Source organism: Cupriavidus alkaliphilus (genome assembly GCF_900094595.1).
Lineage (GTDB): Bacteria > Pseudomonadota > Gammaproteobacteria > Burkholderiales > Burkholderiaceae > Cupriavidus > Cupriavidus alkaliphilus.
Window position 1 is genome coordinate 1 of record NZ_FMAD01000020.1, and the last position, 22,462, is coordinate 22,462.

A 22,462-nucleotide genomic window follows, 5' to 3' on the forward strand; every position below is an offset into this window, starting at 1 on the left:
CGCGGCCGCACCGACGTGCCCAAGATCGTCGACTGGTACATGGAAGGCAAGCTCAATATCGACGACCTGATCACGCACACGCTGCCGCTGGAGCGCATCAACGAGGGCTTCGACCTGATGAAGCGCGGCGAGTCGATCCGCTCGGTGGTGTTGTACTGAGCCCGGCCTGACGGCAACGCGGGGCGGCGGCGCTCCGCCTCAGCCCGCCCCGGCGGCGTCATCGACGCCGGTGCTGGCAAAGCGCTCCCGATAGGCGCCCGGCGTGACCTGGAGCCGCCGCTGGAACGCTTGCCTGAGCTTGGCCTCCGAGCCAAAGCCGCTCTCGGCTGCGATCCACTTCAGCGGCTGCGCACTGTCTTCCAGCAGCCGCCGCGCCGCATCGAGCCGGGTCTGCTCCACGTAGGCCGACGGCGTATGCCCGGTTTCCTTCAGGAATACCCGGGAAAAATTGCGCTGGCTCATCGCAAAGCGCTGCGCCAGCACCTGCACCGAGAGATCCGCCTTGGGCATGCGGTGGATATAGTCCTGGATATCGCGCACGCGCGGATGCCCCGTCATCTGGCTGAGCAGGTGTTCACTGAACTGTGATTGACCGCCCGGCCGCTTCAGGTAGACCACCAGATCCCGCGCCACCGACAGCGCGATGTCGCGCCCGAGGTCCTCCTCGACCATGGCAAGCACCAGGTCGAACACCGCGGTCACGCCGGCCGAAGTCCAGATATGCGCATCGCGCACGAAGATGGCATCGGCATCCACCCGGACCCCGGGATACCGCTGCCGCATCAACTCCGCCACGCTCCAGTGCGTGGCCGCGCGCCGGCCCGCGAGCAGGCCGGCCTCGGCAAGGAAGAAGCTGCCCGAGCACAGGCCCACGATGGTCCGCAGCCGGCCGGCCTGGGTCCGGCACCAGCTGACGATGTCGCCGCACGCGCCCAGCACGTTGACGATGTCGCGTGCGCCGACGACCACCACCACGTCCGCGGGCGCCAGGCCAGCGAGCGCGTGCGTGGCCTCGAGCGATACCAGCGTGTCGGAGCGGATCGCGCCGGCGCGCGGCGCGACCAGGCGCAGCTCGTATTTCGGCTCGCAGCCGAGCTGCCGCAGCCGGGTGTTGGCGTAATCGAAGACATTGATGGCGCCGACCGCTTCGACGGCCTTGAATCCGGGATAGATGACGATGTCTACAGTAGTCTTGGTCTTCATGGCGCGCAGCGACGCGGGAGGGGCGGCAAAGGCGCCTTGCGGCGCTGGTCGGACGCCGATTCTATCGAATCCGCGAACCGCACCCCGACCGCAATGCAAGGCTGCAGCCCTCAGCCCCCCCGATCAGCTTGCGCCCCGCACGAACGGTGTGCGCACGACTTGCGCCACGATCCGGTTGCGGTAGACCTCCACCGTGACGCGATCGCCGATCCTGACCCCGGGCGCTACCCGCGCCAGCGCGATGGCGAAGCCCAGCGTCGGACTATAGGTGGCGCTGGTGACCTTGCCGATCACCGCGCCCTCCTCGCTGCTCACCGTGCTGTGCGCTGGCGGGACCGCGCCGCTGCCTTCCAGCGCGAGTCCGACGAACTGCTGCGTCTGGCCACGCGCGCGCACGGCAGACCTGCCGCAGAAATCCCGGCCGGAATCGAGATCCACGCTCCAGCCCAGGCCTGCATCGAGCGGCGAGGTATGGACGTCAAGGTCGTGCCCGTGCCGATGCACGCCCGCCTCGAGCCGCAGCGTATCCCAAGCCTCGTGGCCTGCCGCAACGATTCCTGCCGAATGCAACCGGTCCCAGAGGCGGCCGGCATGCCTTGCCGCCACCATCAGTTCGAAACCATCCTCGCCGGTCTTCCCGGTCCTCGCCACCATCAGTTCGCCGGCTTCCGGGTCGCGCACGAAGGTGGAGTTGAACGGCTTCAGCGTTTCGGCGTGGCGGGTGGCCGGAATTGCCCGGATGACTTTTTCGCGGGCCCTCGGGCCCTGCACGGCGATGACCGCCAGCGGCTCGACCCCTGCCGTGGCGCAATCCGGCCGTCGCGGCACCACGGTCACCTCGGCCCTGGCCTCATGGATCCTGGCGCGGATCCATGCGATGTCACCAGCGGCCGTGCACGCGTTCAGGACGGCGCGGTAATGCTGCGGCCCGAGGTAGTAGACCACGAGGTCGTCGATCACGCCGCCCGAAGTGTCGAGCATGCAGCTATACAGGGCCTTGCCCGGCGTCTTCAGCTTGCCGACATCATTGGACAGGAGCCTGCCAAGCATCATTCGCGCATCCGGACCCTGCAGGTCCGCCACGCACAGATGCGACAGGTCGAACATGCCTGCGTCCTTGCGCACGGCATGGTGCTCTTCGATCTGGGATCCGTAGGCAAGCGGGAGCTTCCAGCCATCGACGTCGCCCATGCGGGCGCGCAGCAGCAGGTGCTGATCGTACAGCGGCGTGGACTGCCACTGCGGGGGACTTTTCGTCATCGCGTTGGGGCCGGTGGGTAATTGGGCAATTGGGCAATCGGGAGCGCGGCCATCGGCCTGGTCCGTCGCACCACGCTTGCCGGTTGCGCGCATCGGCTTGCGGCAGCGGCGACGTTGCGTGCCAGTACATCAGATCGCCTGGCGACCGGATAGAACAAAGGCGGCATGCGCATGGGACGCCTGCGCCAGGCCGCGCCCGGCCGCAAAACGGCAAGTCAGCCCGCCGCCGCGCTCCAGTCCCCGCCCAGCGCCAGCAGCAGCGCAATCCGCTGCTGCAGATGCCGGCCGTGCGCATCGATGCAGTCGATCTCGGCCGCCAGCAATGACTGGCGCTGCTTCAGCACGCCGCGCATGTCGGACGCGCCTATCCCGGCACGGGCTTCCGCGCGCCGCACCAGCTCCCGGCTTTCGGCAACCCGGTCCTGCAGTTGCCGGGTGCGCACGGCATGGCTGGATTCGGCCCGCAGTCCCGCTTCGACCTCGCCCAGCGCCCCCAGGGCCTTGTTGCCATAGGCGATCAGGGCGGCCTTTTGTTCGGCGCTGTAGTAGTCGGCCCGGGCCTTGAGTTCGCCGCCGCTGAAGAGCGGCGCGAAGAACGAGCCGTTCAGTCCCTTGACCGTGCTGCCGGCCTGGTTGAGCAGGAATACGTCGCTGCGGATATCGGTAATGGCCGCGCTGATGGCAATGCGCGGCAGGCGCGCCGCTTGCGCCGACTGCCTCATGTCGAAGGCCGCGGCAACCTGGTGTGCGGCCGCGCTCAGGTCCGGGCGGCGGTCGAGCAGGTCCGCCGGCAACCCGGCTTGCGGCGCCGGGGGCACGGGCGGCAGGTCACGCCCGGACGCTATCCTGCCGATCTCGCCGGCCGGATAGCGCCCCAGCAGCAGTTCCAGCGCCTGCGCGGCCTGGCTGCTGGCCAGCCTTGCCGACTCCAGCGCATCGACCTGCGACCGGCGCGCATTGCGCGCCTGCGCCAGCTCGGTCTCCGGCGCGGCGCCGATGGCAACACGCTGGCCGGCGATCCGCAACAGCTGGTCGTGGATGGCAACGCCTTGCCGCAGCCGCGCTTCGCGTTGCGCGTGCTGGATCAGCGTGAACCATGCCTGGGCCGTGGCCGCGGCGACGACGCGCCGGGCCCACAGCTGGTCGTCCCGGGCGGCGGCGTAGCGGGCTTGTCCGGCCCGCGCCTGCGCGCGGATGCGTCCCCACAGGTCGATCTCCCAGCTTGCGCCGATGGAAAGGAGCTGGGTCTCGGAATTGCCCGCCCTGCCCTTTACGCCCGCATCGGGCAGCAGGCCGCTGCCCTCGATGGCGGCCAGCGCCTGCGCCTGCCGCACCCGTACCTCGGCGAGCCGGAGGTCGCCGTTGTGCGCGATGGCCTCGCGCACCAGCCGCTGCAGTTCGGCATCGTCGAAGGTGGCAAGCCAGCCGTCGGCGGGGTTGCCCGCCTCGGCATCGTTGACCCAGGCAGGCTGGCCTTCGAGCACCGGCACGGCCTGGCGCAGCAGGTCGGCGCCTTCGGGCGGCGCCTGCAGGGCGCAGCCGCAGAGCATGGCGACCGCCATCGTCAGCGCGGCCGGAACCCTCATCTTGGCGTATGACGACACAGGCATCCCTCTAGTGAAGTTTGAGTACCAGGTAGTTGAGCTTGGAGCTGACGCGCAGGAACACCATCCGAACGATATGGAACATCTTCAGGTGTTCGGTATAGATCGCGCCGGCGCCGACGGCACCCACCGGGAGCAGCTGTTGCCTCGACTCGTCGCGCAGCGCCAGCTTGACCGCGAACCGGTTGGGCACGGCGTCGGCGGTGCCCGTGCTCGGGATCATGCCGCCCTGCGCCACCTGCCCCTGCGACTGCGCCCAGACGATCGAGTCGACCCGCGCCTTGATGATCTGGCCCGGATGCGTGGGCAGAAAAATCTCCGCGAGGTCGCCTTCCTTGACCTGGTAGAGCTCGTTCTGCCGGTAGAAGGCGAGCACCTCCTGCTGGTCCTCGACAAAGCTGAAGGCCGGCGAAAACGGGAACGGGACCAGCATGGTGCCCACGCGCACCTGCAGGTTCACGACCTTGCCATCGGCGGGAGCGCGGTACACGGTCTGGTCCAGCTCCCACCTGGCCTGCTCCAGCAGGACTTCGGTTTCCGCGCGCCGGGCGCGCGCCGTCGCGATGGCCGCGAACTCGCCCTGGCTCTTGGCGGACAGCTTCTGCCTGGCCTCGTCCTCGGCGGCCTGCGCGCTGGCCAGTTCGCCTTCCAGTTCGCGCTGGCGCGACAGCGCTTCGTCGCGCTCGAACTTCGCGCCGGCGCCGGCCGCGAGCAGCGCATCCTGTTCCTTGAGCCGCTGGCGCGCCAGTGTCAGCCTGGCCGTCACCGTGCTCACCCTGCCGGCCGCGCCACGCACGGATTCGCCGAGCTGCCGCGCCGACGCCTGCGCCTCGGCAAGCGCGGCGTCGTCCGCCATCAACCGGCGCTCGAGCTGCCGGACCGAGGCCTGATACGGAGTCGGGTCGATGCGCAGCAGCACATCGCCCTTCCTGTAGCGCCGGTTTCCTTCGGCCGGGAGCTCGACGATGCGGCCGCGCACCTGTGGCACCACCTGCAGGACCTTGCCGACGACGCGGACATCATGGGAAGACGGCGCGACCACGTTGAGCGTCAGGACCATCAGCGTCAGCGCGACCACCGGGATCGTGAACACGATGACCATCGCGGTCGCGTTCCACGGCAGCCACCTGAACTTGAAGAAAATCAGCCATACAACCAGCGCGTAGGCGGCAAGCAGCAGAGCGTCCATTCAGATCGGCTCCTTGCGCGCGCGCATGGCGCTGGCGACGGGCTGCGCCGCGGATGCCGGCGTGTCGGCGGCACGGCCCGGGCCGCGTGTGCGGTCCTGGCTCTTGCAGGAGGCCGATGCCCCGTTACCCTGCGCGGCGGCGTCATTGTCTTCCGGTGCCTTGTCGGTGCCATAGGCGGCCCGGTAGAACACCGGCTTGGTATGCGCCCAGAGCCAGGCCAGCGGCCACAGCAGCCCGCCGAAGAACAGCGAGAGCAGGCACAGCGCGTGGATCGCCTCCTTCTGCGGATGGCGCTTGCGCTGCGCGATCCGCTCCGGCCAGATATGGAGCATCCAGAACAGGTAGATCGCGCCTGCCGGCACGAATACCAGCACCACCCAGGAGATGGCATTGGCGGCGGTCTCGAGGGCCTTGCCGCTGAGCAGCGAGGCGAAGGCGGGTTCAGTCGACGCCAGCAGGGCGATGCCCGCCAGCAGGTGTGGTCGCAGTTTCATGGCATAACGATGGGATGGAACACGGGGGCGCGGCGCTGCCGCGTGCATGGGCCTAGGAGCCGGCCACGACGCCGTGCAACCCGGCGCGGGGCGCGTCCTGCGACGTGCGTCGCGCCGGCTGCTCCGAGGGCGCGGGTTCTGCCGGCGGCACGGTGTCCTCGGCTTCCGGCGAATCGTCGGCGTACAGCAGGTTGTACTTGCTGCGGCCGGGATCTTCCGCGGCACGGCACGCCGCCGCCGTCGCGGCAAGCCCGGTTCCCGTGCACGCGGGCCGCGGATCCGTGGCCGCGGGCTGCGCGGGCGTGGCCGGGCGCTGGGCGTGCGCTTGCCCCGCGGCCATGACCAGCAGGGCAATGGCTGTCGCCGTGGCGGCCGATCGGCAGTTCTCGATCATCTCTGCAGTTTCCTCCGAAGTCCTTGCGTGGCCGTCGACGCGCACCGGCAGCGCCAGCCGCGTCCCGGCAGAGCGCACACCTTATGGCAGCGCTTCGTCTCCGGCTATCAAAGGAATTAGAAAGTCGGCACGGGCGCGATCGACACGTTCGCCGCGGCCTGGCCTTGCCGCGCGGATTCGAAGTCCTGTGATAGCCGCGCGCCCGGGCCGCGCATACGCTGACGGCCTTCGCACACACCCGGGTGCCGTCCGGGTCCGCGTGAACCCGTTGCCACCATGAATGCTGTTTCCCTGATGTGCGCCGGCGTCATTGCCGCCGCCGCAAGCACCCTGACCGGATGCGCGATCCCCACTGCCGAGACCCTGCACCCGTTCCAGGAGCCGTGGCCCTGGACCCGGCTCGTCGCTGTCAACCGTACCGGCCATGACGTGACCGGCGTGCGCGCCGGCCGTTGCGAAACCGGGCCGGTGCCGCGCCACTCGCAGTCGTCCCCGTCGTTCTGCTTTCCTGGCGAGCGGCCTGACAAGGCGATCGAGGTCAGCTGGACCGATGCCGCCACCGGCACGCCCGGCGCCGCGGCCGCCGCGGGCAAGCGGCACGCCGCCGCGGTGCCACCGCCACCGCTGTGGCAGGAAGACCCGCGTCCGGAGGATCTCGCCGGCGCCTACCTGTGCGTACTGTTGCGCAGCGACGCGCCGGTCAGCATGACGCTGGCCAGCAGCGCCGAGGCATGCGCCGTCCTGTAGCACGCTATCGCGTGGCCGCCGCCGCGCGGTGGCGGGCCGGGCGCTACCGGCCCGCCCGCCATGCCGCAGCCTATCGCACCGAATAGCCGCGGCCGGTCATGCAGGCGCCCCACGCCTGCCAGTAGGACGTCAACATCCAGTGGTTGCCGGCCTGCGCCTGCGCACTGAGCGCTGCCGCCTGGCGGCGGTGCTGCCGATGCGCGACGCCGCCGGCCACGGTACCGATCGCCGCGCCCGTGGCCGCCCCCTGGCCGGCATCACCGCCGATCGCGCCTGCCACCGCGCCGACTGCAGCGCCACCGGCGGCTCCTCTCACCCGCTCGCCGCCGGGCACGATGACCGGCACCGGCGCGTTGGCGACACGGTACGGATCCACGCCCGACTGCTGCCTGGCCCAGCCATAGCAGGCGCTGTCGTCGCGGGCCTGCACCGGGGCCGATTGCCCCCTGGCGGGATAGGCCACGGGCTTCTGCACCATGGCCTGCGCCTGGCCCGTGCCAGGCAAGGCGCCCGCAGTCAGAACGAATGCCGCACTGGCAAGCCGCACCAAGGCCGCACTGGCGATCCGATCGAATGCCGCTCTGGCGGCGGGGGCAAGGTCTTGACGATGCCTCATGAGCTCTCCTGTTCAACGAAAAGATGCCGCCCTGGTGGGGCGGACCAGCGAGGCCTTGCCTGGTGCTCCAGGCGTGCCTCCAAAGATGGGACGGTCAGTTGTCCCCTCAATGTTCGCCGTGCAGGAAAGCCATCACCATCACAGGAATTAGAAAACCGGCGCCTCCGCCTGGCCGGCCACCAGCGCCTCGCACATCTGCCGCAGGTGCTGCGCGATGTAGGCGGACTGGCGTTCGATCTCGTCGTCCCACTCCGCCTTATGCGCCTTGTCCGCCTTGTCTGCCTTGTCTGCCTGTTCCGCCGCATAGTCGTGCAGGTCTGCGCACAGCTCGGCCAGCTGCGAGCCGCCGAGCACGGCCAGGGAGCCCGAGATGCGATGCAGCAGCCGTGCCAGCCGACGCACGTCGCGCGCGGCCCGGATCGCATCGCATTGCGCCAGGTCAGCGCCGGTCTGCGCAAGGAAGGCTTCGGCATATTCGCCGGGCACCGCCGGCAGTTCGGGCAGCGCCTCATCCGCCAGCGTGTCAGCCTGTGCGCCGGCTTCCCGCTGCGTCGCCGTGGCCGTCTCGCCGACGCGGGCGAGGACGGATGCGAGCGCGGCCAGAGACACCGGCTTGGTCAGGTAGCCGCTGAACCCGCTCGCCTGCCCGCGCGCGACATCGTCGGGTTGCGCGCTGGCGCTCACGGCGTACACCGGGACCGGCATGCCGGCACGCCTGATTTCGCTGAGCAGGTCGAAGCCATTCATCACCGGCATGTCGATGTCGGTCAGGACCGCGTCCACGCTATCGCCATGTTGTCGCAGCATGGCCATGGCCTCGTTGCCGTTGCCCGCCTCGATCACGCTGGCGCCGAGGGCGAGAAGCTGGTCGCGCAGCAGGTTGCGGTTGAGCAGGTTGTCTTCGGCGACCAGCACGACGCGTCCGGCCAGCGGCGCCGGCACGCGCACCGCTCCATCGAAGCCGGGCCGGCTGTCTGCCGCTTGCGGCAACGCCGGCTTCCTGGTCAACACCGCCACCACGGCGGCGTGGATGCCGGTCAGGCTATAGGCGGACACCTCGCTGCCGCCGTCTGGCCGGGTGGTGGCGACGGGCGGCCCCGACTGCTTCAGCCAGACGATCGAGGCCGGCCTGGGCCACCAGGCGATGACTGCGATCGGATCGAAGCCATCGGCCACCAGCAGGCAGTCATGGCTGTCGGCTTCCACCGGCGCATCGACGTCCGCGCGCGCCGATGGCTGGCATGCGCCCCAGTCGAAATGGTTCAGCAGGCCTTCGAGGCATTCGGCCTCGCGCGCCAGTACCAGCGTCCGGTTGCGCGGCAGGCGCAGCCGCGGCGACGGCGCCGCATCGGCCACCCGCAGCGGCAGGCGCACCGTCACCCGCGTGCCCACGCCCAGGATGCTGTCCAGCGCGATATGGCCCTGCATCCGCTCCACCAGCCGCAGGCACACCGACAGGCCAAGCCCGGTTCCGCGCGCCTGGCCGACGCGGTTGTCGCCGACCTGGGAGAACGGCTGGAACAGCCGCCCCTTGCATGCCTCGGGTATGCCGATACCGGTGTCGGAGACGACGATCTCCAGGTGCTCGTCCACCCACCGCGCGCGCAGCACGACCTTGCCCGCTGGCGTGAACTTGAACGCATTGCCGAGCAGGTTGCCGACGATCTGGGTCACGCGCAACGGGTCGAGTTCAAGGCTTGCGGGCAGCTCGCTGCCGTACACCGCCAGGAAGCTCAGCTTGCGCTGCCCCGCCAGCGGCGCGTGCGCGAGCGCGATCCGGCTGAAAAACCCGGTGACCGATACCGGTTCCTCGGCAAGGCTGAAGGCGCCGACATCGATGCGGGAGAAGTCGAGCACGTCGTTGACGATCTGCAGCAGGCCCTCGGCCGACATCTGCATGGCACTGACGCGCGCCCGCTGCGCCGGTTCGAGCGCGCCCATCGCGACCAGCTCCATGTTGCCCAGCAGCGACGCAAGCGGCGTGCGTATTTCATGGCTCATCGACGCAAAGAACGCCACCCTGGCCCTGGCGGCCGCATCGCTGGCGAGTTTCGCCTCGTGCAGGAGCCGCTGCGCGCGCGCCGATTCGGCATAGGTGCCGGTGAGGAAGCGATAGTTCCAGTAGCGGTACATCGCAAGCAGCAAGCCGATCAGCGCGGCGGCGATGAGGCCGACGACGCTCAGCTCGCCCGCCATTTCCCCTAGCTGGTGGCCGATCGGCAGCGCAAAGATCAGATGCCCGAAGTCGGCCACCAGCGGCGGGCGGCGCAAGGCCCAGCCATAGTCCGGGACCCAGTGGAACAGCCCGTCCGGCTGCTGCGCCAGCCGCAGGTCCAGGCGCTGCATGCCGGCACGGGCACCCGCTGCCACCAGCGGCGTGCCGCCACTGTCGAAGACGATCGGTTCGGGAATCGGCAGGTTGGGCCCTGCCGGGCGCAGCAGCTCGCGCAGCGGCATGCGCGTCAGCACGATGGCGTAGAGGGCGTCGCCCCGCGCGACCAGCGATGCGCCGATGATCTCCGGCTCATGCCCGTCCGCGCCGGCCGGGATGCCCTTCCAGATCACGCGCTTCTCCCTGGCCGCCTGCAGCAGGTCGAGGTCGCGGCCCCGGAAGCTCTGCAGTACCGCGGCGATGATCGCCGCGGGCGGCATCCGTGTGGCCGCTGGCGCCAGGTCCGCCGCGTCGTAGCGGTACATGGCGCCGCTGGCCAGCGAGATCATCTCGATCGACGGCTTCTGGCTGGCGGCCGTCAGCGTACGGACCGCCTGGTCGCAACTGCGCTGCAGCACCGCGTCCGCAGGCGAAGACGGCGAGACCCGCCTGCACAGGTGGCCGGCCGGGCGCCCCGGCACGGCGGGAAATGTGCCGCTGGCGTGCAGTTCCAGGATCAGGTTGCTCGCTGCCAGCGTGCTGCGGCGTGCCAGCAAGGCATCGACCACGCCTTGCTCATACAGCCGGGCCACCTGCTCCTGGGCGCGCAACGAGCCGTTCAGCCGGACCAGCACGGTTGCCGCGGCGCTGGCGACCACGACCAGCGCCAGTAGCAGCACCACCATCGTAAAGACCCGGCGTTCGCGCTGCAGGTTGCGTTCAATGGCGTGCAGGTCTGCCGGCGGCGGCGCCGGCGCGGGCGGCTCGAACGGGCTGGGTGTCATGCCAGGCCGTGGTCGCGCGCGTAGGCGACCAGGTCGGCATTGCTGGTGATGTTCAGCTTGCGCATGGCCGAGCGTTTCTGGGTCGCGACGGTTGCCAGCGACCGATGCAGGTAGGCGGCGATCGCCGTGACGGTGCTGCCCGCCGCGAACATGCGCACCACCTCGATCTCCCTGGGCGACAGCGGGCTCGCAACGCCATCGGCGCGCGCGCCGGCGCGCGCCATCAGGCCGGCGATCGCCGGCGACAGACGCTGGCGGTGGCCGGCCAGCGCGTCGAGGCAGATCTGCCGCAGCACGGCCGGATCCTCGTTCTTACCGACGATCGCGGCGACGCCCGTCTCCCTGATGCGCGTGAGCAGGCCGCCATTGGTCAGCATCGTAAAGACAACGACCGGCGTGGCGGGGCTGGACTGCCTGAGCCGCTGCATCAGGCGCAGCCCGTCGTCATTGCCCTCGGAACGCCCCATGGTGAAGTCGGTGACGATCAGGTCGGGGCGATGCGTGGCCAGCGCGGCGGACAGTTCCTTGCCCGACGAGCACGTCGCGCAGACGTGCAGGTCCGGGGCCGCACTCAGGGTGCTCTTGACGGCGAGCTGGATGACCGGGTGATCGTCGGCGATGACGACAGAAAAGGTACGTGGGGTCATGCGCGTTATGTCTCGATACGGCCGGGGCGAATCCGCAGAGGACACTATCCGCGCGGATCACGGGGGCCGGCCCCGGCGGCGCAGCGTCGCGACAAGGAGCCGTCTGGCCGCATGGGGCCAAGGATTCTACCAACCTGCCAGCGAGGAAATTTGACAATCGGGGACAGGCAGTTGACCGTTCGTCCCACCGCCCAGGCGGCGCCCCGCATCGCAGACGGCTCGGCTGCGCCTCGCTCAAGCCCCCTGGCCGTCCTCCGTGCGGCAGCGAACAGAACGCGGCACCGGCTGCCGGCATGCTTGAACGTCGCCGTCCCCCAGCGGGGGCCTGTGCTGTGCAAGCCATGGAGCGCAACGAGGATGAGCCAGCCCGAGCCCCCGGACATCGCGCCGCCGCTGCCCGATCTTTTGATATTCAGCGCACCGTTCCATCCCTCGATGGGCGGCATGGAACGCTTTGCCGAAGACCTGGCGCTGGGACTGACCGAGCTGGGCTATCGGATCGAGCTGGCGACGCGCACGCCGGCGGCAGCGGACGACGCGCCGGCGTTTCCCTATCCGGTCACGCGCGTGGCGGGCGTGCTCGAACTGGCGCGCGCCATGCTGCGGCACCCGCTGGTCGTGTTCGTCGGGCTGACCTTCTACGACGTGTTGCTGGCCACCCTGCTACGGCGCCGCATCGTGCTGACGCACCATGGCCCGTACAGCCACTATGGCGAGACGCGGCGGTTCACGGCGGGCAACGTCAAGCGCTGGATGTCGCGCTTCTATCACAACATTTGCGTCAGCCGGTACCTGGCCGGATGGCTGCCCGGCCAGCCGCTGGTGATTCACAACGGCTATCGCGACGACCTGTTCAAGCCGGCTGCCGCGCGGCGCCAGCCCGGCACCTTCGCCTTTGTCGGGCGGTTGGTCACGGAGAAAGGGGGCGACCTGTTGCTGCGCAGCTTTGCCAAGCTGCGCGCGATGCGGCCCGAGGTACGCCTGACGGTGATCGGCGACGGGCCGCAATACGCAGTGCTGGTGGCGCTGGCGGCAACACTGGAGTGCGCCGAGGCCGTGACCTTTGCCGGCGCGCAGCGGCCCGCGGTGGTGGCCACCATGCTGGCGCAGCATGCCTGCCTGGTGGTGCCGTCGATCGGCTACGAGCCCTTCGGCATCGTCGCCCTGGAAGGCCTGGCAGCCGGCTGCGAGGTCATCGTCACGCGTCGCGGCGGGCTGCCCGAGGCGGTCGACGGCTTCGGCTGGGTGGTGGACCCCGGCGTGGACCCGTTGTGCGCAACCATGCTGGCCGTTTGCACCGGCGAGTCACGCCGCAGCGAACCAGGCCTGCGCCTGTTCCTGGCCGATCACCAGCGCCAGACGGTGGTGCGCCGCTATGCCGAAGCCATCTCCGGTTTCACGCGACACTAGCGCGCGGGCTTCTTCGGCTTGCCGGATTCAGCCTGGTGCTGCCGGCGCGGATCCTCGTTGCGGAAGCCGCCATAGCTGCTTTGCCCCGGATCGGCGCTGCGGCTCTTGATCTCGCTGGCCTCGCGGTCCATGCGCGCGCCCGGGTTCTTCCTGTCGGCGCCGGCCTTGCCAGCGGTCTTGCCTGAGGTCTTGCCTGCGGTCTTACCGCTCGAACCTGGTTTCATTGCCAACTCCTTGTCGTGACACGTCGGTCGTTCTGAGGACTTGTTCCCCCGTGCGGGCCGGCCCAGATTGCCGAAGCGGGCCGCCGACAGCGGGAAGCCAAAACCACGCAACTTTCGTTCCACGAAGCAGGGCCGCACGCCGGCGCCGATCGGGGCCGGTACTGCGGTCGCATCAGGCAAGTCCCGCGTCGGCGTTGCAGAATTTTCAGGCCCACACCTCGCTCGCCTCCCCGCCGTGACACCGGCGACGCGGTGTTATATCCTCCACATCACGCTCCCCGCCGTCCGGCCATACAAGAACAAGGCACCGCGCCAAACCTGCATGCTTAAACTCCTCGGGCGTATCCAACCACGGCTGCGCCAGCGGCTGCGCTACCTCGACCTGAGCCTGAACGCCAGCCGCACGGTGCGGATCCGGGTGGTCGAGCGGCCCGGCATGTGGATGGAGCCCGCCCGGCTCGACGCCATGCTGGCCGAGCTGCGCGGCATCGTGCAGCGTGGCATTGGCAAGGACCTCGATTACGGCGTGCTCTCCGGGGAGCCGGATCGGCTGCGGCGGGCCGTGATCACCCTGCTGTATGACCGCGACAGCGGCCGGGCCATCGCTTTCAATGCGCTCTCGGTGATGCCGATCGAGCTGCGGGGCCGGCCGGTGGAGGCGATCCACCTCGGGCTGGTGATGGTGGATCCGGGGTATCGCACGCAGGGGCTGTCCTGGGTGCTGTACGGGCTGACCTGCATCCTGCTGTTTTTCCGCCGCGGCCTGCGCCCGATCTGGATCAGCAACGTGACCCAGGTGCCGGCGATCATCGGCAAGGTGGCCGAGGTCTTCGTCTCCTCCTACCCCAATCCCTTCGCGCCGTCGCGCCGCAGTTTCGAGCACCTGAGCGTGGCGCGCGAGATCATGCGCTCGCACCGCCATGTGTTTGGCGTCGACCGGGCCGCGGGCTTCGACGAGGCCCGCTTCGTCATCACCGATGCCTATACCGGCGGCTCGGACAACCTGAAGAAGACCTTCGAGGACGCGCCAAAGCATCGCGACGCGCGCGCCAACGAACTGTGCCGGCGCGAACTCGACTACCAGCGCGGCGACGATTTCCTGCAGATTGCCTGCCTGGACCTGGCCAGCGCGCGCAAATACCTGCTGCGCGAAGTGCCGCGCGACTCCCTGCCCGCCATCCTGTACCAGGTGGCGTTTCTCGCGGTGGGCCGCATCGTCCTGCCGCTGTTCCACTGGCTGAACCCGCGCGAGCCGATGGGCGACCTGCGCGCAAGGAAGAGCCCATGACGGCGCCGTTCTCGTACGAGGAATTCACCACCCGCAATATCGGCTTCGTCACGGAGGCGGAGCAAAAGCAGCTGCGCCAGGCGCAGGTGCTGGTCTGCGGTGTCGGCGGCATGGGCGGGGCCTGCCTGCAGGCGCTGGCGCGCGTCGGCATCGGCCGTTTTGCGCTCGCGGACTTCGACGCCTTCGACGTGTCGAACCTGAACCGGCAGGTCTTCGCCAGCCTGGACACGGTCGGGGTGGACAAGGTCGAGGCCACCGTGGCGCAGATCCGCCGCATCAACCCGGAGCTTGCCATCGAGACCTTCGGCGCCGAGTGGACCGACCATCTCGATGACCTGCTGGGCCGCTACAAGATCGTGGTCAACGGCATGGACGACATCGCCGCGGGGCTTGCGCTCTACCGCAAGGCGCGCGAGCACGGCGCCACCGTGATCGACGCCTATACCTCTCCCCTGCCCTCGGTCACGGTGGTGCGCCCGCACGATCCCCGGCCGGAGGAACGGCTGGGCTATGCCACACCCGGCATGGACTGGCAGGCGCTGACGCCGGAACTCCGGCAGGCGTGCCTGGGCAAGGAGCTGGAATACGTGATGGTCCATTCCAGCTCGGTGCGCCATGTCCAGCTGGACCTCGCCAGGGACCTGCTGAGCGGCAAGCGCAAGCGCATGTCGTTCGCGCCAATGGTGATCGCCACCGGCAACCTGATGGCGTTCGAAGCGATCAAGCTGGTGCTGGGGCGTCCGCGGCTGGCCGATTGCCGCGGCTATTTCTTCGATCCCTGGAGCATGCGCATCGAGCGACCGCGCAACCCGCTGTCGGCATGGGCCGTGCGCGCGCTGGTGCGGCGCTTCATGGCAAGGCTGATGCGCGATGGGGGCTGACGGTGATTGATGCGCTGGCAAGCGATGTGGCCGTGACCTGGCTCGGCGCGGCCGGCTGCGGGCTCTACCTGCATTTCCTGTGGAGCCGGCGCGAGGCCGGCGCCGGCACGGGTCTGTTCCTGTTCGGCGTGCTGACCGCGCTGCTGGCGGTGCGAGGCTTTGCGTGGCTGTTCGGGAGTACCTGGCTGGCGCAACTGGTGTTTGCCGCGGCCACGCTGCTGCCGCTGGCGATGACGCTGTTCGCCGAACGCCTGTTGCGGCGGCACCATCCGCTGTGGCTGAAGGGGCTGGCGCTGGGCGTGTCGGCGCTGTTCTTCACCCTCAACCTGTTCACGGACCTGGCCGGCAATACCCCGCTGCTGCTGGCCTTCCTGGGCGGCCTTGCCGTGGTCACGGCCAGCAATGGCTGGTTGTTGCTGTGGCTGCGCGACGCCGACCTGTCGGCCAACGAGGCGCGCCTGGCGCGCGCCGTGGTCGTGGTGGTGGTGCTGGCGCTGCCGCTTGCCGCTACTGATTTCCGCGAAGAGCTGGGCCAGGTGCCGGTGCGCCTTGGCGCGCTGGGGGCGCTGGCGTTCGTCTATGTCTTCCTGCACCTGTCGGAATCGCAGCGGGTCGTGCGCGGGCTGCTGGCGCATATGGCGGCCGCGCTGGTGTTCGCGACGGTGCTGGCCGGCGTGATGGCGCTGGCCACGCACGGCACCGGGCCGGGCTTTGCCGAGGCCGGCCTGCGTGGCATGCCGGTGGCCATGGCCTGGGTGCTGCTGACGGCGATCTTCGTGCGCATGCGCGCGGTGTCGCTGGCGGGCGATGGCAGTGCCTTCCTGCGCTGGCTGCTGCATGCCCGGCTCGATACGCCGGAGGGTTTCCTGCATTCGCTCAGGCGCCTGCCCCAGACCGCCGACCACGTGGTGCTGGGCGAAGCCGAGCTGGCGGGCTATGCGCTGGACGTGTTGTTCGAGATCGCCGGCAGGCGGCGCGAGCCGGTGTCGATCGGCGAAGCAAGAGCATGGGCCGCAAACGAGACCGGCGATCGCGTCGAGGCCGCGGAGCAGCTGGCAGACCTGCTCGCGCGCCACGAGATGACGCATGCGCTGCTGGTCACGCGCCAGCCCGCGCAGGTGGTGCTGCTGAACCTGCCGCAGGGCGCCAACGCGGCCATCGGCGAGCTGCGCGCCGCGGTGATCCTGCGGCTGGCGCGCCATCTCGGCCAGCGGGAGGCGGCATGACGCTTACCCTGCGCGAAGGCGATTTCGATGCGTTCTTCGAAGCGCCGTTTGCCTGCTATGGCCACGCGACGCATTTCGTCTCGCCGATGAAAGGAGACCTGGCGCGCGCGCTGGATGCGGCGAAGAACCCGCTGTTCCGGAATTTTGCACGGCGCACCTGGTTCACCGCGCATCGCGAGGGGCGCATCGTGGGCCGGATCCTGGCGCATGTCCACGATGCCGCCAACCAGCGCTTCGGGCAGCAGCGCGGCTATTTCGGCCTGTTCGACTGCATCGACGACGTGGCGGTGGCGCAGGCGCTGCTGGATGCGGCGGCGGACTGGGCCAGGCGGCAGGGCTGCGACGAACTGGCCGGCAGCTTCAACCTGACCATCACGCAGATGATCGGCATCGTCACCGATGGCTTCGCGCATGCGCCCTACACCTACCAGGAATACACGCCCCCGCATATCGCCAGGCTGCTGGTTGCATGCGGCTTCGAGCCGTTCTTTCCGATGCGCACCTTCGAACTCGACGTGCGCGGCTGCGATCCGGAGCAACTGATCGGGGACAAGCAGCGCGCGCTGCTGGACGACCCCGCCTGGCAGTTCACGCCGATCCGCCGGCGCGGCTTCGAGCAACGCCTGCGCCAGGCCTGCGCGGTGCTGAACGACGGCTTTGCCGACAACCCGATGTTCGTGCCGCTGACCGAAGAGGAATTCCTGTACCCCTGCGCCGGCATGATGTGGATCATCGACCAGCGGCTGTCGTATGTCGCCAGCTGCAACGGCGAGCCGGTCGGCGTGCTGTTGTGCGTGCCGGACCTCAATCCGTTCCTGCGCGCCACTGGTTTCCGGCTGAAGCTGGCGACGCTGTGGCACCTGCTCCGCTTCCGTGCCGGCCGCAAGCGCGCGGCCATCGTCTTTTTCTCGGTACGGCGGGAGTTCCACGGGCTTGGCGTCAATGGCGTGATGCTGCATCGCCTGCTGGCCGCGCTGCGCGGGGCCGGCTACACGCATCTGGGCGTCAGCTGGATCTCGGAGTCGAACGGCGCCAGCCTCAGGCAGATGGAAAAGATCGGCGCCAGCCCGCTGCATCGGCTGAACCTGTTCAGGAAGGCGATCTAGCGACATGCTTACCCGCGCCCAGCAACTTGTCCTGGTGGCACAAGCCGGCCGCGCGCCCAGCGCGCACAATATCCAGCCGGCGCGCTGGCGCTTTGCGGGCGACCAGGTGGCGCTGCTGGAGGATCCCGCCCGCTGGCTGTCGGTGGGAGACCCCACCGGACGGGACAACCAGATTGCGCTGGGGATGGCGTGGGAAGGCATGGCGATGGCGCTGTCGGCCATCGGTGTGGGACTGGCGCGGCCCGAGGTGCGCCCCCTGCCGTATCCCTGCACCTCGCCGGCGTTGCGGATCGCGGCCACCGCCACCATGGCGCCCGGCGCGCATGCCGATGCGCTGGCCGTGCAGGTCGACCGGCGCCATGCGTATCGGGGCAAATTCCGCGGCGCGAGCCCATCGCAGCGCACGGCACTGGCGCAATGCGTTGCCGCGCACTCGGCCCATGTCATGCCCGCCGGCGAGCACAGCAGCGCCGAGATCGCGCGATGGTATGACGAGGCCGCGGCGGCGGCATTCGAGGTGCCGGGCTTTGCCGCCGAGCTGTACCGCTGGCTGCGCTTGTCGCCGGACCATCCGCAGTGGCAGCGCGATGGCCTGTCGGCGCCGTGCATGGCGCTGTCGCGCTGGGAAGCCTGGGGCGCCTCGATGGTGCTGCGGCCCGGCGTGGTGCGGTGGCTGTCGGCGCTGTCGCTGACCGGCATGCTGGCCGCCGAGAGCGCGAAGATCCGCAGCGCCGCCGGGATCGTGCTGATCCATGCCGGCCCGGAGGTGTCGAATTTCGACATCGGCCGGCGCTGGTACCGGTTCTGGCTGGCCATGACCGCGCACGGCCTGGCCGGCGTGCCGATGTCAGCACTGGCCGATTCGCCCGGCCATGCGGCGCTGCTGGCGGAAAGCCAGCGGCTGCCGCGCGGCAACCGGCTGGTCAACGTGATGCGCTTCGGGCCGGCGCCGGCGGGCGTGGCGCAGAGCGCGCGGCTGCCCGCGCACGAACTGCTCGTCGACGGCTGACCTGGCCTGGCCTGGCCTAGAGCAGTTTCAGGAATTCCAGCAGCGCGTCCTTGTCATCTTCCGCCAGCGTCGAAAACTCCCGCTCATGGCCGCGGTTGCTGCGCCCGGGCGTCGCGGTGTCGTAGAACATCGGCGCGGACCACGGCCGGTAGCCCGCGGGGTAGGCCCAGTCACCTTGCGCATCGGGCTGCCCGGCAATGCCCAGCATGCGGTAGTCGAGCGCATGCCCGCCGACCCAGAAGCGCGCGGGCCGCGCCTGCGGATGCATCAGGTGCCACAGCGTCGGCACCGAGCCGTTATGCAGGTAGGGCGCCGTGGCCCACAGGCCGGACAGGATAGGCGCGACATAGCCGCCGGTGTTGGCGGCATCGATATGCTTGCCCAGCTCGGAGCGCGCGATCGCACGCAACAGATCCGCATCGATGGCTTGCCAGCGCGTCGGGTCGGTGCCGAGGTCGGCCTGCGCCACCAGCCGGTTGGGGAAGCTCAGCAGGCGCGGGCGGTGCGCGTCGTCGCTGTAGCGGCCGTGGCATTGCGCGCAGCTTGCGGCATAGACAGCGCGGCCGCGCGCGGCGCGGGCCAGGTCGACCGGGCCCGGGAACGGCGGCGGCGTGTAGCCCGCCAGGAAGCGCATGACGTCCGCCACCGGCGCGATCGCGCGGCCGGCCCGGTCGGGCGGCATGCCCATGGTCGGCACGGTAAAGAAGGCGACGATCGGCGCGAGGCGCGCGGCATCGCCGGCCGTCCCGGGCGGAGCCGGGCCGAAGCGCTCCATGCCCTTGCCGGCATAGACGCCGTCGTACAGCAGCGAGGTGCGCAGGTTGCGCTGGCCCAGCTCCGGAATCGAGGTGGCGCCGCTGGCCGCCGTCCCCGCGGCCAGCAGGTGGAACTGGAACTTGAGCGCGGCGACGCCGTTGGTGCTGCCGGGCGCCCCGTTGCTGAACGGCAGCGGCGCATCGCCATTCGCCTCCAGTTCGGCCACGCGCTTCACCAGCCGCGGCCAGACGAACTTGCGCAGCGTATGCAGCTCCTGCGCGCTGGTGTCGGGATAGAGCTGGGTGATCGCCGCCAGCAGCGCCTGTGGATCGGCGCGCACGCGCTTGACCGCCTGATAGACCGCGGCGACGAAGGCATCGAGGTTGAGCGAGGTATTCGGCAGCCCGAGCCAGACGTTGCGCGCGGGATGCCCGTCGGCGCCGTAGGTGACACCGGCATGACAGGCGGCGCAGCCCAGGTTGGACACCTCCAGCCGGATCGTGGGGAGCTCGCGGCCGATCATGCCGCTGACCACGCCCAGCGGCTTGTCGAAGCGGGGTTGCTGCGCGCCCGGCCAGTTGAGGACCGCGTCGGGATAGATAAAGCCGAATTCGCGCAGCGCCCGGCGCAGGCGCTCCGGCGTGACCGGTGCATCGGGATTGCCCGCGACCAGCAGCGCCGCGGTGGCCAGCTTCCACGGCAGCGCATTGGTTTCCAGCGTGTCGGTGCTGAGGCCGCCGAAATCGTCGAAGACAAAGCGCATCGCGCCGATCGCGGCATCGGCATCGGCATGGGCGCTGCCGGCGCGGAAGTCCCGCATCACGGCGGATTCGCCTTCGGCATAGCCGCGCAGGAAGTCGCACCCCGACAGCAGGCCCAGCAGCAGGCCCACCAGCGGGCCCAGCGAAAGCAAGCGTGCAAGCAGCATGGTCCTGATCGTCCGGGCCTGCGCGCCGGGACCTCCCGGCGCCCCCCGCAGATGGTAGCGGACCATGCGCCCCGGCCTCAAGCCAGCCGCAGCAGCCACGCCGCCGCCCAGGTCGCGCCGGTCGACAGCACCAGCCCGAGCGCGACCGGCACGGCAAAGCGCGCGCCGCCCGCCGTCGACGCGACGATCTTGCTGACGGTATTGGCCGTCAGCGCGCCCAGCACCGGCCATACCGCGTCCGGCGGCGCCAGCTTGCCGGCGCCGACCATGGCGCCGATCGAGGTGGCCGCGGCATGCGCGTCGGCAAAGCCGGCGCCTACGGAAAGCGCCAGCAGCCCTTGGTTGCCGGCCCATGCCTGCGTGGCCGCGCCCACCAGTTGCAGCACCGCAAACAGCAGCGCGAACACCGCCGCGCCGCGCCAGTCGAAGATCCCGCCGCCGGGCACGCTCCCGGTGCCGCCGCGGGCCTCATGCCACGAGCGCCACAGCCAGATGCCGCCAAACGCCGCGATCACCGCCAGCCCCGCGGCCAGCGGCAGCGCCAGCGCCGCCAGCGCGGACAGGCTGGTGGCGCCCAGCAGCACCAGCATCTGCACATAGGTGGCGACACTCGACAGCAAGGCCGCCGCCACCGGACCGTGGACGCGCGCCTCGCTCTGGCGCGACAGCACCGCCATCGCGGCAATGGTGGCGGTGCTGGAAACGAAGCCGCCGAACAGGCCCGAGATCGGCAGGCCCAGGCGGTCGCCGAACACGCGCGCGCAGATGTGCCCGACCGCGCCGGCCAGCAGCACCAGCAGCACCACCAGCCAGATCGCGTGCGGGTTCCAGGCGTCGAGCGGGCCCATGTAGCGGTCCGGCAGCAGCGGCCAGACGATCAGCGCGGCGGTGGCCAGGATCAGCGCCTGGCTCATTTCCTCGCGCGTGACCTCGCGCCGGGCAAGGTGGTGCAGGAAGGACTTGCCGTGCAGCAACAGCACCACCACCGTGGCCAGCGCCGCCGCCAGCGCCGGATGGCTCGCCGCCAGCGCGCCCAGCAGCAAGGTCAGCAGCAGCGCGAATTCCGTGGTCAGGCCGCTGTCGCGGCCGGCCGAGCGGTGGTAGCCCACCGCCGCCAGCAGCGCCGCGCCCAGCAGCATCACCGGCAGCACCAGCGCCGACGACAGCATCGCGCTGGCCACGCCCGCCAGGCTGGCCAGCGCGAAGGTGCGCAGCCCGGCCGGCGCTTCGCTGCCGCCGTCGGCCGCCTGGCTGCGCTCGCGCTCCAGCCCGATCGCCAGTCCTATGCCCAATGCCACCGATGCGGAAATGATCAAGGGGTCCATGCCGTATGCCCGGGATTGCGGTCGCCGTGAAGCCTGGCGGATGCCTGTGACGACAGTATCGGTGCAGGCGGCGATTTGCGCACCCCCCTGGCGGGCCGTGAAAGGCCCTGATGTGGCTTCAGGGCGCCGTGACCATGACCACGTGCGCCTGCATCGGGCCGGCCAGCGGCCCGTCGCCGTAGGCCTGGACCAGCGCCCGCTCGCAGTGGCCGGTCGCGCGCGCCAGGGCGTCGGGGCCGCGCGCTTCCAGCTCGGTGCGCAGCGGCGTGCCCTGGCAGAACGCCGTGGCGGGGATGCGCGCGGCGGCTGCGTGGCTGGTCTCGGTGACGGTCTCGAACACCGCGCCCGCCGTGAACCCGCCGGTGCGCAGGTCCTGCTCGATGGCGGCCTGGCTGTGGTAACCGTGCGGGATGCGGACCATGAAATCGGGCGGCGCCTCGGGGAACAGCGTGGCAAGGGCCGCGGTGATATCGCGGGCGAAGGCGTTGAACGCGATCCGGTCCCACACGTTGAACACCAGCGTGCCGCCCGGCACCAGCACGCGGCGGGCCTCGGCGAAGGCCCTGCCCTTGTCCGGGAAGAACATCGCGCCGAACTGGCACGCGACCAGGTCGAAGCTGGCGTCGTCGAACGGCAGCCGCATCGCGTCGGCCTCGCGCCACTGCACCGGGCGCGCGGTGCCCGCGGCTTGCGCGCGCGCCAGCATCGGTGCATTGAGGTCGGTGGCGACCAACAGGGTGTCCGCCGGCAGGCGCCCGGCCAGCTCCCGCGTCAGCGCCCCGGTGCCGGCGGCCAACTCCAGCACCCGGCGCGGCCGCAGCGCGGCGATGCGCCGCCCCAGGTCGGCGGCATAGGGCGCAAAGATCATCGGCACCATCAGCGCCTCGTAGACCTCGGCAATCGCCCCGGCAAAGACCTTGTCCTGCTGCTGCATGCCCATGGCGCCGTCCTCCCCTTGCCTGCCCGGCCGCGAAGTCGCCGGGGTCGCCTGACTGGGT

The 22,462-nt window shown here is 70.1% G+C and carries 20 protein-coding genes and 1 pseudogene; 8 read left to right on the forward strand and 13 right to left on the reverse strand.

Translation table 11 applies throughout. The annotated features are described in order from the left end of the window. A pseudogene (locus tag GA0116996_RS28155) lies at positions 1-159 on the forward strand (S-(hydroxymethyl)glutathione dehydrogenase); the annotation flags it as partial. 39 nt (positions 160-198) lie between these two features. On the opposite strand, the gene GA0116996_RS27365 reads toward GA0116996_RS28155, so the two are convergent. The 6 genes from GA0116996_RS27365 to GA0116996_RS27390 form a co-directional block, all read right to left on the reverse strand. Further along, positions 199-1,203 (reverse strand): GlxA family transcriptional regulator, encoded by a 1,005-nt coding sequence (locus tag GA0116996_RS27365; RefSeq protein WP_092318116.1) that lies wholly within the window; start codon positions 1,201-1,203, stop codon positions 199-201. A 123-nt stretch (positions 1,204-1,326) separates the two neighbouring features. Beyond that, positions 1,327-2,463, reverse strand: a complete 1,137-nt coding sequence (gene gcvT / locus GA0116996_RS27370; protein ID WP_092318119.1) for a glycine cleavage system aminomethyltransferase GcvT — start codon at positions 2,461-2,463, stop codon at positions 1,327-1,329. Between the two features lie 215 nt (positions 2,464-2,678). Further along, the gene (locus GA0116996_RS27375) at positions 2,679-4,049 is read right to left on the reverse strand and encodes an efflux transporter outer membrane subunit (RefSeq protein ID WP_244160007.1); all 1,371 of its coding nucleotides are present in this window, start codon (positions 4,047-4,049) and stop codon (positions 2,679-2,681) included. 28 nt (positions 4,050-4,077) lie between these two features. Next, positions 4,078-5,256, reverse strand: a complete 1,179-nt coding sequence (locus tag GA0116996_RS27380; RefSeq protein ID WP_092318122.1) for an HlyD family secretion protein — start codon at positions 5,254-5,256, stop codon at positions 4,078-4,080. After that, positions 5,257-5,751 (reverse strand): DUF3302 domain-containing protein, encoded by a 495-nt coding sequence (locus GA0116996_RS27385; protein ID WP_092318124.1) that lies wholly within the window; start codon positions 5,749-5,751, stop codon positions 5,257-5,259. Between the two features lie 52 nt (positions 5,752-5,803). Beyond that, on the reverse strand, positions 5,804-6,145 hold the full coding sequence (locus tag GA0116996_RS27390; RefSeq protein WP_092318127.1) for a hypothetical protein: 342 nt from the start codon (positions 6,143-6,145) through the stop codon (positions 5,804-5,806). Positions 6,146-6,421: 276 nt separating this feature from the next. On the opposite strand from GA0116996_RS27390, the gene GA0116996_RS27395 reads away from it, so the two are divergent. Further along, the gene (locus GA0116996_RS27395; protein WP_092318130.1) at positions 6,422-6,892 is read left to right on the forward strand and encodes a hypothetical protein; all 471 of its coding nucleotides are present in this window, start codon (positions 6,422-6,424) and stop codon (positions 6,890-6,892) included. 70 nt (positions 6,893-6,962) lie between these two features. On the opposite strand, the gene GA0116996_RS27400 is transcribed toward GA0116996_RS27395, so the two are convergent. From GA0116996_RS27400 to GA0116996_RS27410, 3 genes are all read right to left on the reverse strand, one after another. After that, positions 6,963-7,370: a YMGG-like glycine zipper-containing protein gene (locus tag GA0116996_RS27400; RefSeq protein ID WP_165835236.1), complete on the reverse strand. Its 408-nt coding sequence runs from the start codon at positions 7,368-7,370 to the stop codon at positions 6,963-6,965. 285 nt (positions 7,371-7,655) lie between these two features. Further along, positions 7,656-10,664 carry a hybrid sensor histidine kinase/response regulator gene (locus GA0116996_RS27405; protein ID WP_092318133.1) on the reverse strand — a complete coding sequence of 1,003 codons (3,009 nt, stop codon included), beginning with the start codon at positions 10,662-10,664 and terminating at the stop codon, positions 7,656-7,658. Then, entirely contained in the window at positions 10,661-11,311 is a 651-nt protein-coding gene (locus GA0116996_RS27410) for a response regulator (protein WP_092318136.1), read from the reverse strand. Before GA0116996_RS27410 ends, GA0116996_RS27405 begins: the two co-directional genes overlap by 4 nt. Positions 11,312-11,668: 357 nt before the next feature. Between GA0116996_RS27410 and GA0116996_RS27415 the strand changes: the two genes are divergently transcribed. Then, positions 11,669-12,721, forward strand: a complete 1,053-nt coding sequence (locus tag GA0116996_RS27415) for a glycosyltransferase family 4 protein (protein ID WP_092318139.1) — start codon at positions 11,669-11,671, stop codon at positions 12,719-12,721. Here GA0116996_RS27415 and GA0116996_RS27420 read toward each other — a convergent pair. After that, entirely contained in the window at positions 12,718-12,945 is a 228-nt protein-coding gene (locus GA0116996_RS27420) for a hypothetical protein (protein WP_092318142.1), read from the reverse strand. The two genes, GA0116996_RS27415 and GA0116996_RS27420, sit on opposite strands and share 4 nt — an antisense overlap. A gap of 322 nt (positions 12,946-13,267) precedes the next feature. Here GA0116996_RS27420 and GA0116996_RS27425 point away from each other — a divergent pair, with 322 nt between their 5' ends. From GA0116996_RS27425 to GA0116996_RS27445, 5 genes are read left to right on the forward strand one after another with little or no spacing between them, the layout of a single operon-like run. Continuing rightward, positions 13,268-14,233 carry a hypothetical protein gene (locus GA0116996_RS27425; protein ID WP_092318145.1) on the forward strand — a complete coding sequence of 322 codons (966 nt, stop codon included), beginning with the start codon at positions 13,268-13,270 and terminating at the stop codon, positions 14,231-14,233. After that, positions 14,230-15,114, forward strand: coding sequence for a HesA/MoeB/ThiF family protein (locus GA0116996_RS27430; protein ID WP_092318148.1), 885 nt, complete (start codon positions 14,230-14,232; stop codon positions 15,112-15,114). Before GA0116996_RS27425 ends, GA0116996_RS27430 begins: the two co-directional genes overlap by 4 nt. Positions 15,115-15,116: 2 nt before the next feature. Continuing rightward, complete coding sequence (locus tag GA0116996_RS27435) at positions 15,117-16,340, forward strand: hypothetical protein (protein WP_092318151.1); 1,224 nt, start codon at positions 15,117-15,119, stop codon at positions 16,338-16,340. Further along, positions 16,337-17,446 carry a GNAT family N-acetyltransferase gene (locus GA0116996_RS27440; protein ID WP_092318154.1) on the forward strand — a complete coding sequence of 370 codons (1,110 nt, stop codon included), beginning with the start codon at positions 16,337-16,339 and terminating at the stop codon, positions 17,444-17,446. The genes GA0116996_RS27435 and GA0116996_RS27440 overlap by 4 nt, the downstream gene beginning before the upstream one ends. A gap of 4 nt (positions 17,447-17,450) precedes the next feature. Further along, on the forward strand, positions 17,451-18,455 hold the full coding sequence (locus GA0116996_RS27445; protein WP_092318157.1) for a nitroreductase family protein: 1,005 nt from the start codon (positions 17,451-17,453) through the stop codon (positions 18,453-18,455). A gap of 16 nt (positions 18,456-18,471) precedes the next feature. Here GA0116996_RS27445 and GA0116996_RS27450 read toward each other — a convergent pair whose 3' ends face one another. The 3 genes from GA0116996_RS27450 to GA0116996_RS27460 all read right to left on the reverse strand — a co-directional run bounded on the left by GA0116996_RS27450 (position 18,472) and on the right by GA0116996_RS27460 (position 22,404). Continuing rightward, on the reverse strand, positions 18,472-20,139 hold the full coding sequence (locus tag GA0116996_RS27450; protein WP_092318160.1) for a c-type cytochrome: 1,668 nt from the start codon (positions 20,137-20,139) through the stop codon (positions 18,472-18,474). Between the two features lie 77 nt (positions 20,140-20,216). Further along, positions 20,217-21,464, reverse strand: coding sequence for an MgtC/SapB family protein (locus GA0116996_RS27455; RefSeq protein WP_092318163.1), 1,248 nt, complete (start codon positions 21,462-21,464; stop codon positions 20,217-20,219). Positions 21,465-21,582: 118 nt separating this feature from the next. After that, the gene (locus GA0116996_RS27460; RefSeq protein WP_092318166.1) at positions 21,583-22,404 is read right to left on the reverse strand and encodes a class I SAM-dependent methyltransferase; all 822 of its coding nucleotides are present in this window, start codon (positions 22,402-22,404) and stop codon (positions 21,583-21,585) included. Positions 22,405-22,462 lie beyond the last annotated feature (58 nt).

Coding starts and splice junctions, on each gene's coding strand:
- GA0116996_RS27365 (WP_092318116.1), bottom strand. CDS start 1,203: ATGAAGACCAAGACTACTGTAGACATCGTCATCTATCCCGGATTCAAG.
- gcvT (WP_092318119.1), bottom strand. CDS start 2,463: ATGACGAAAAGTCCCCCGCAGTGGCAGTCCACGCCGCTGTACGATCAG.
- GA0116996_RS27375 (WP_244160007.1), bottom strand. CDS start 4,049: ATGAGGGTTCCGGCCGCGCTGACGATGGCGGTCGCCATGCTCTGCGGC.
- GA0116996_RS27380 (WP_092318122.1), bottom strand. CDS start 5,256: ATGGACGCTCTGCTGCTTGCCGCCTACGCGCTGGTTGTATGGCTGATT.
- GA0116996_RS27385 (WP_092318124.1), bottom strand. CDS start 5,751: ATGAAACTGCGACCACACCTGCTGGCGGGCATCGCCCTGCTGGCGTCG.
- GA0116996_RS27390 (WP_092318127.1), bottom strand. CDS start 6,145: ATGATCGAGAACTGCCGATCGGCCGCCACGGCGACAGCCATTGCCCTG.
- GA0116996_RS27395 (WP_092318130.1), top strand. CDS start 6,422: ATGAATGCTGTTTCCCTGATGTGCGCCGGCGTCATTGCCGCCGCCGCA.
- GA0116996_RS27400 (WP_165835236.1), bottom strand. CDS start 7,370: ATGGTGCAGAAGCCCGTGGCCTATCCCGCCAGGGGGCAATCGGCCCCG.
- GA0116996_RS27405 (WP_092318133.1), bottom strand. CDS start 10,664: ATGACACCCAGCCCGTTCGAGCCGCCCGCGCCGGCGCCGCCGCCGGCA.
- GA0116996_RS27410 (WP_092318136.1), bottom strand. CDS start 11,311: ATGACCCCACGTACCTTTTCTGTCGTCATCGCCGACGATCACCCGGTC.
- GA0116996_RS27415 (WP_092318139.1), top strand. CDS start 11,669: ATGAGCCAGCCCGAGCCCCCGGACATCGCGCCGCCGCTGCCCGATCTT.
- GA0116996_RS27420 (WP_092318142.1), bottom strand. CDS start 12,945: ATGAAACCAGGTTCGAGCGGTAAGACCGCAGGCAAGACCTCAGGCAAG.
- GA0116996_RS27425 (WP_092318145.1), top strand. CDS start 13,268: ATGCTTAAACTCCTCGGGCGTATCCAACCACGGCTGCGCCAGCGGCTG.
- GA0116996_RS27430 (WP_092318148.1), top strand. CDS start 14,230: ATGACGGCGCCGTTCTCGTACGAGGAATTCACCACCCGCAATATCGGC.
- GA0116996_RS27440 (WP_092318154.1), top strand. CDS start 16,337: ATGACGCTTACCCTGCGCGAAGGCGATTTCGATGCGTTCTTCGAAGCG.
- GA0116996_RS27445 (WP_092318157.1), top strand. CDS start 17,451: ATGCTTACCCGCGCCCAGCAACTTGTCCTGGTGGCACAAGCCGGCCGC.
- GA0116996_RS27450 (WP_092318160.1), bottom strand. CDS start 20,139: ATGCTGCTTGCACGCTTGCTTTCGCTGGGCCCGCTGGTGGGCCTGCTG.
- GA0116996_RS27455 (WP_092318163.1), bottom strand. CDS start 21,464: ATGGACCCCTTGATCATTTCCGCATCGGTGGCATTGGGCATAGGACTG.
- GA0116996_RS27460 (WP_092318166.1), bottom strand. CDS start 22,404: ATGGGCATGCAGCAGCAGGACAAGGTCTTTGCCGGGGCGATTGCCGAG.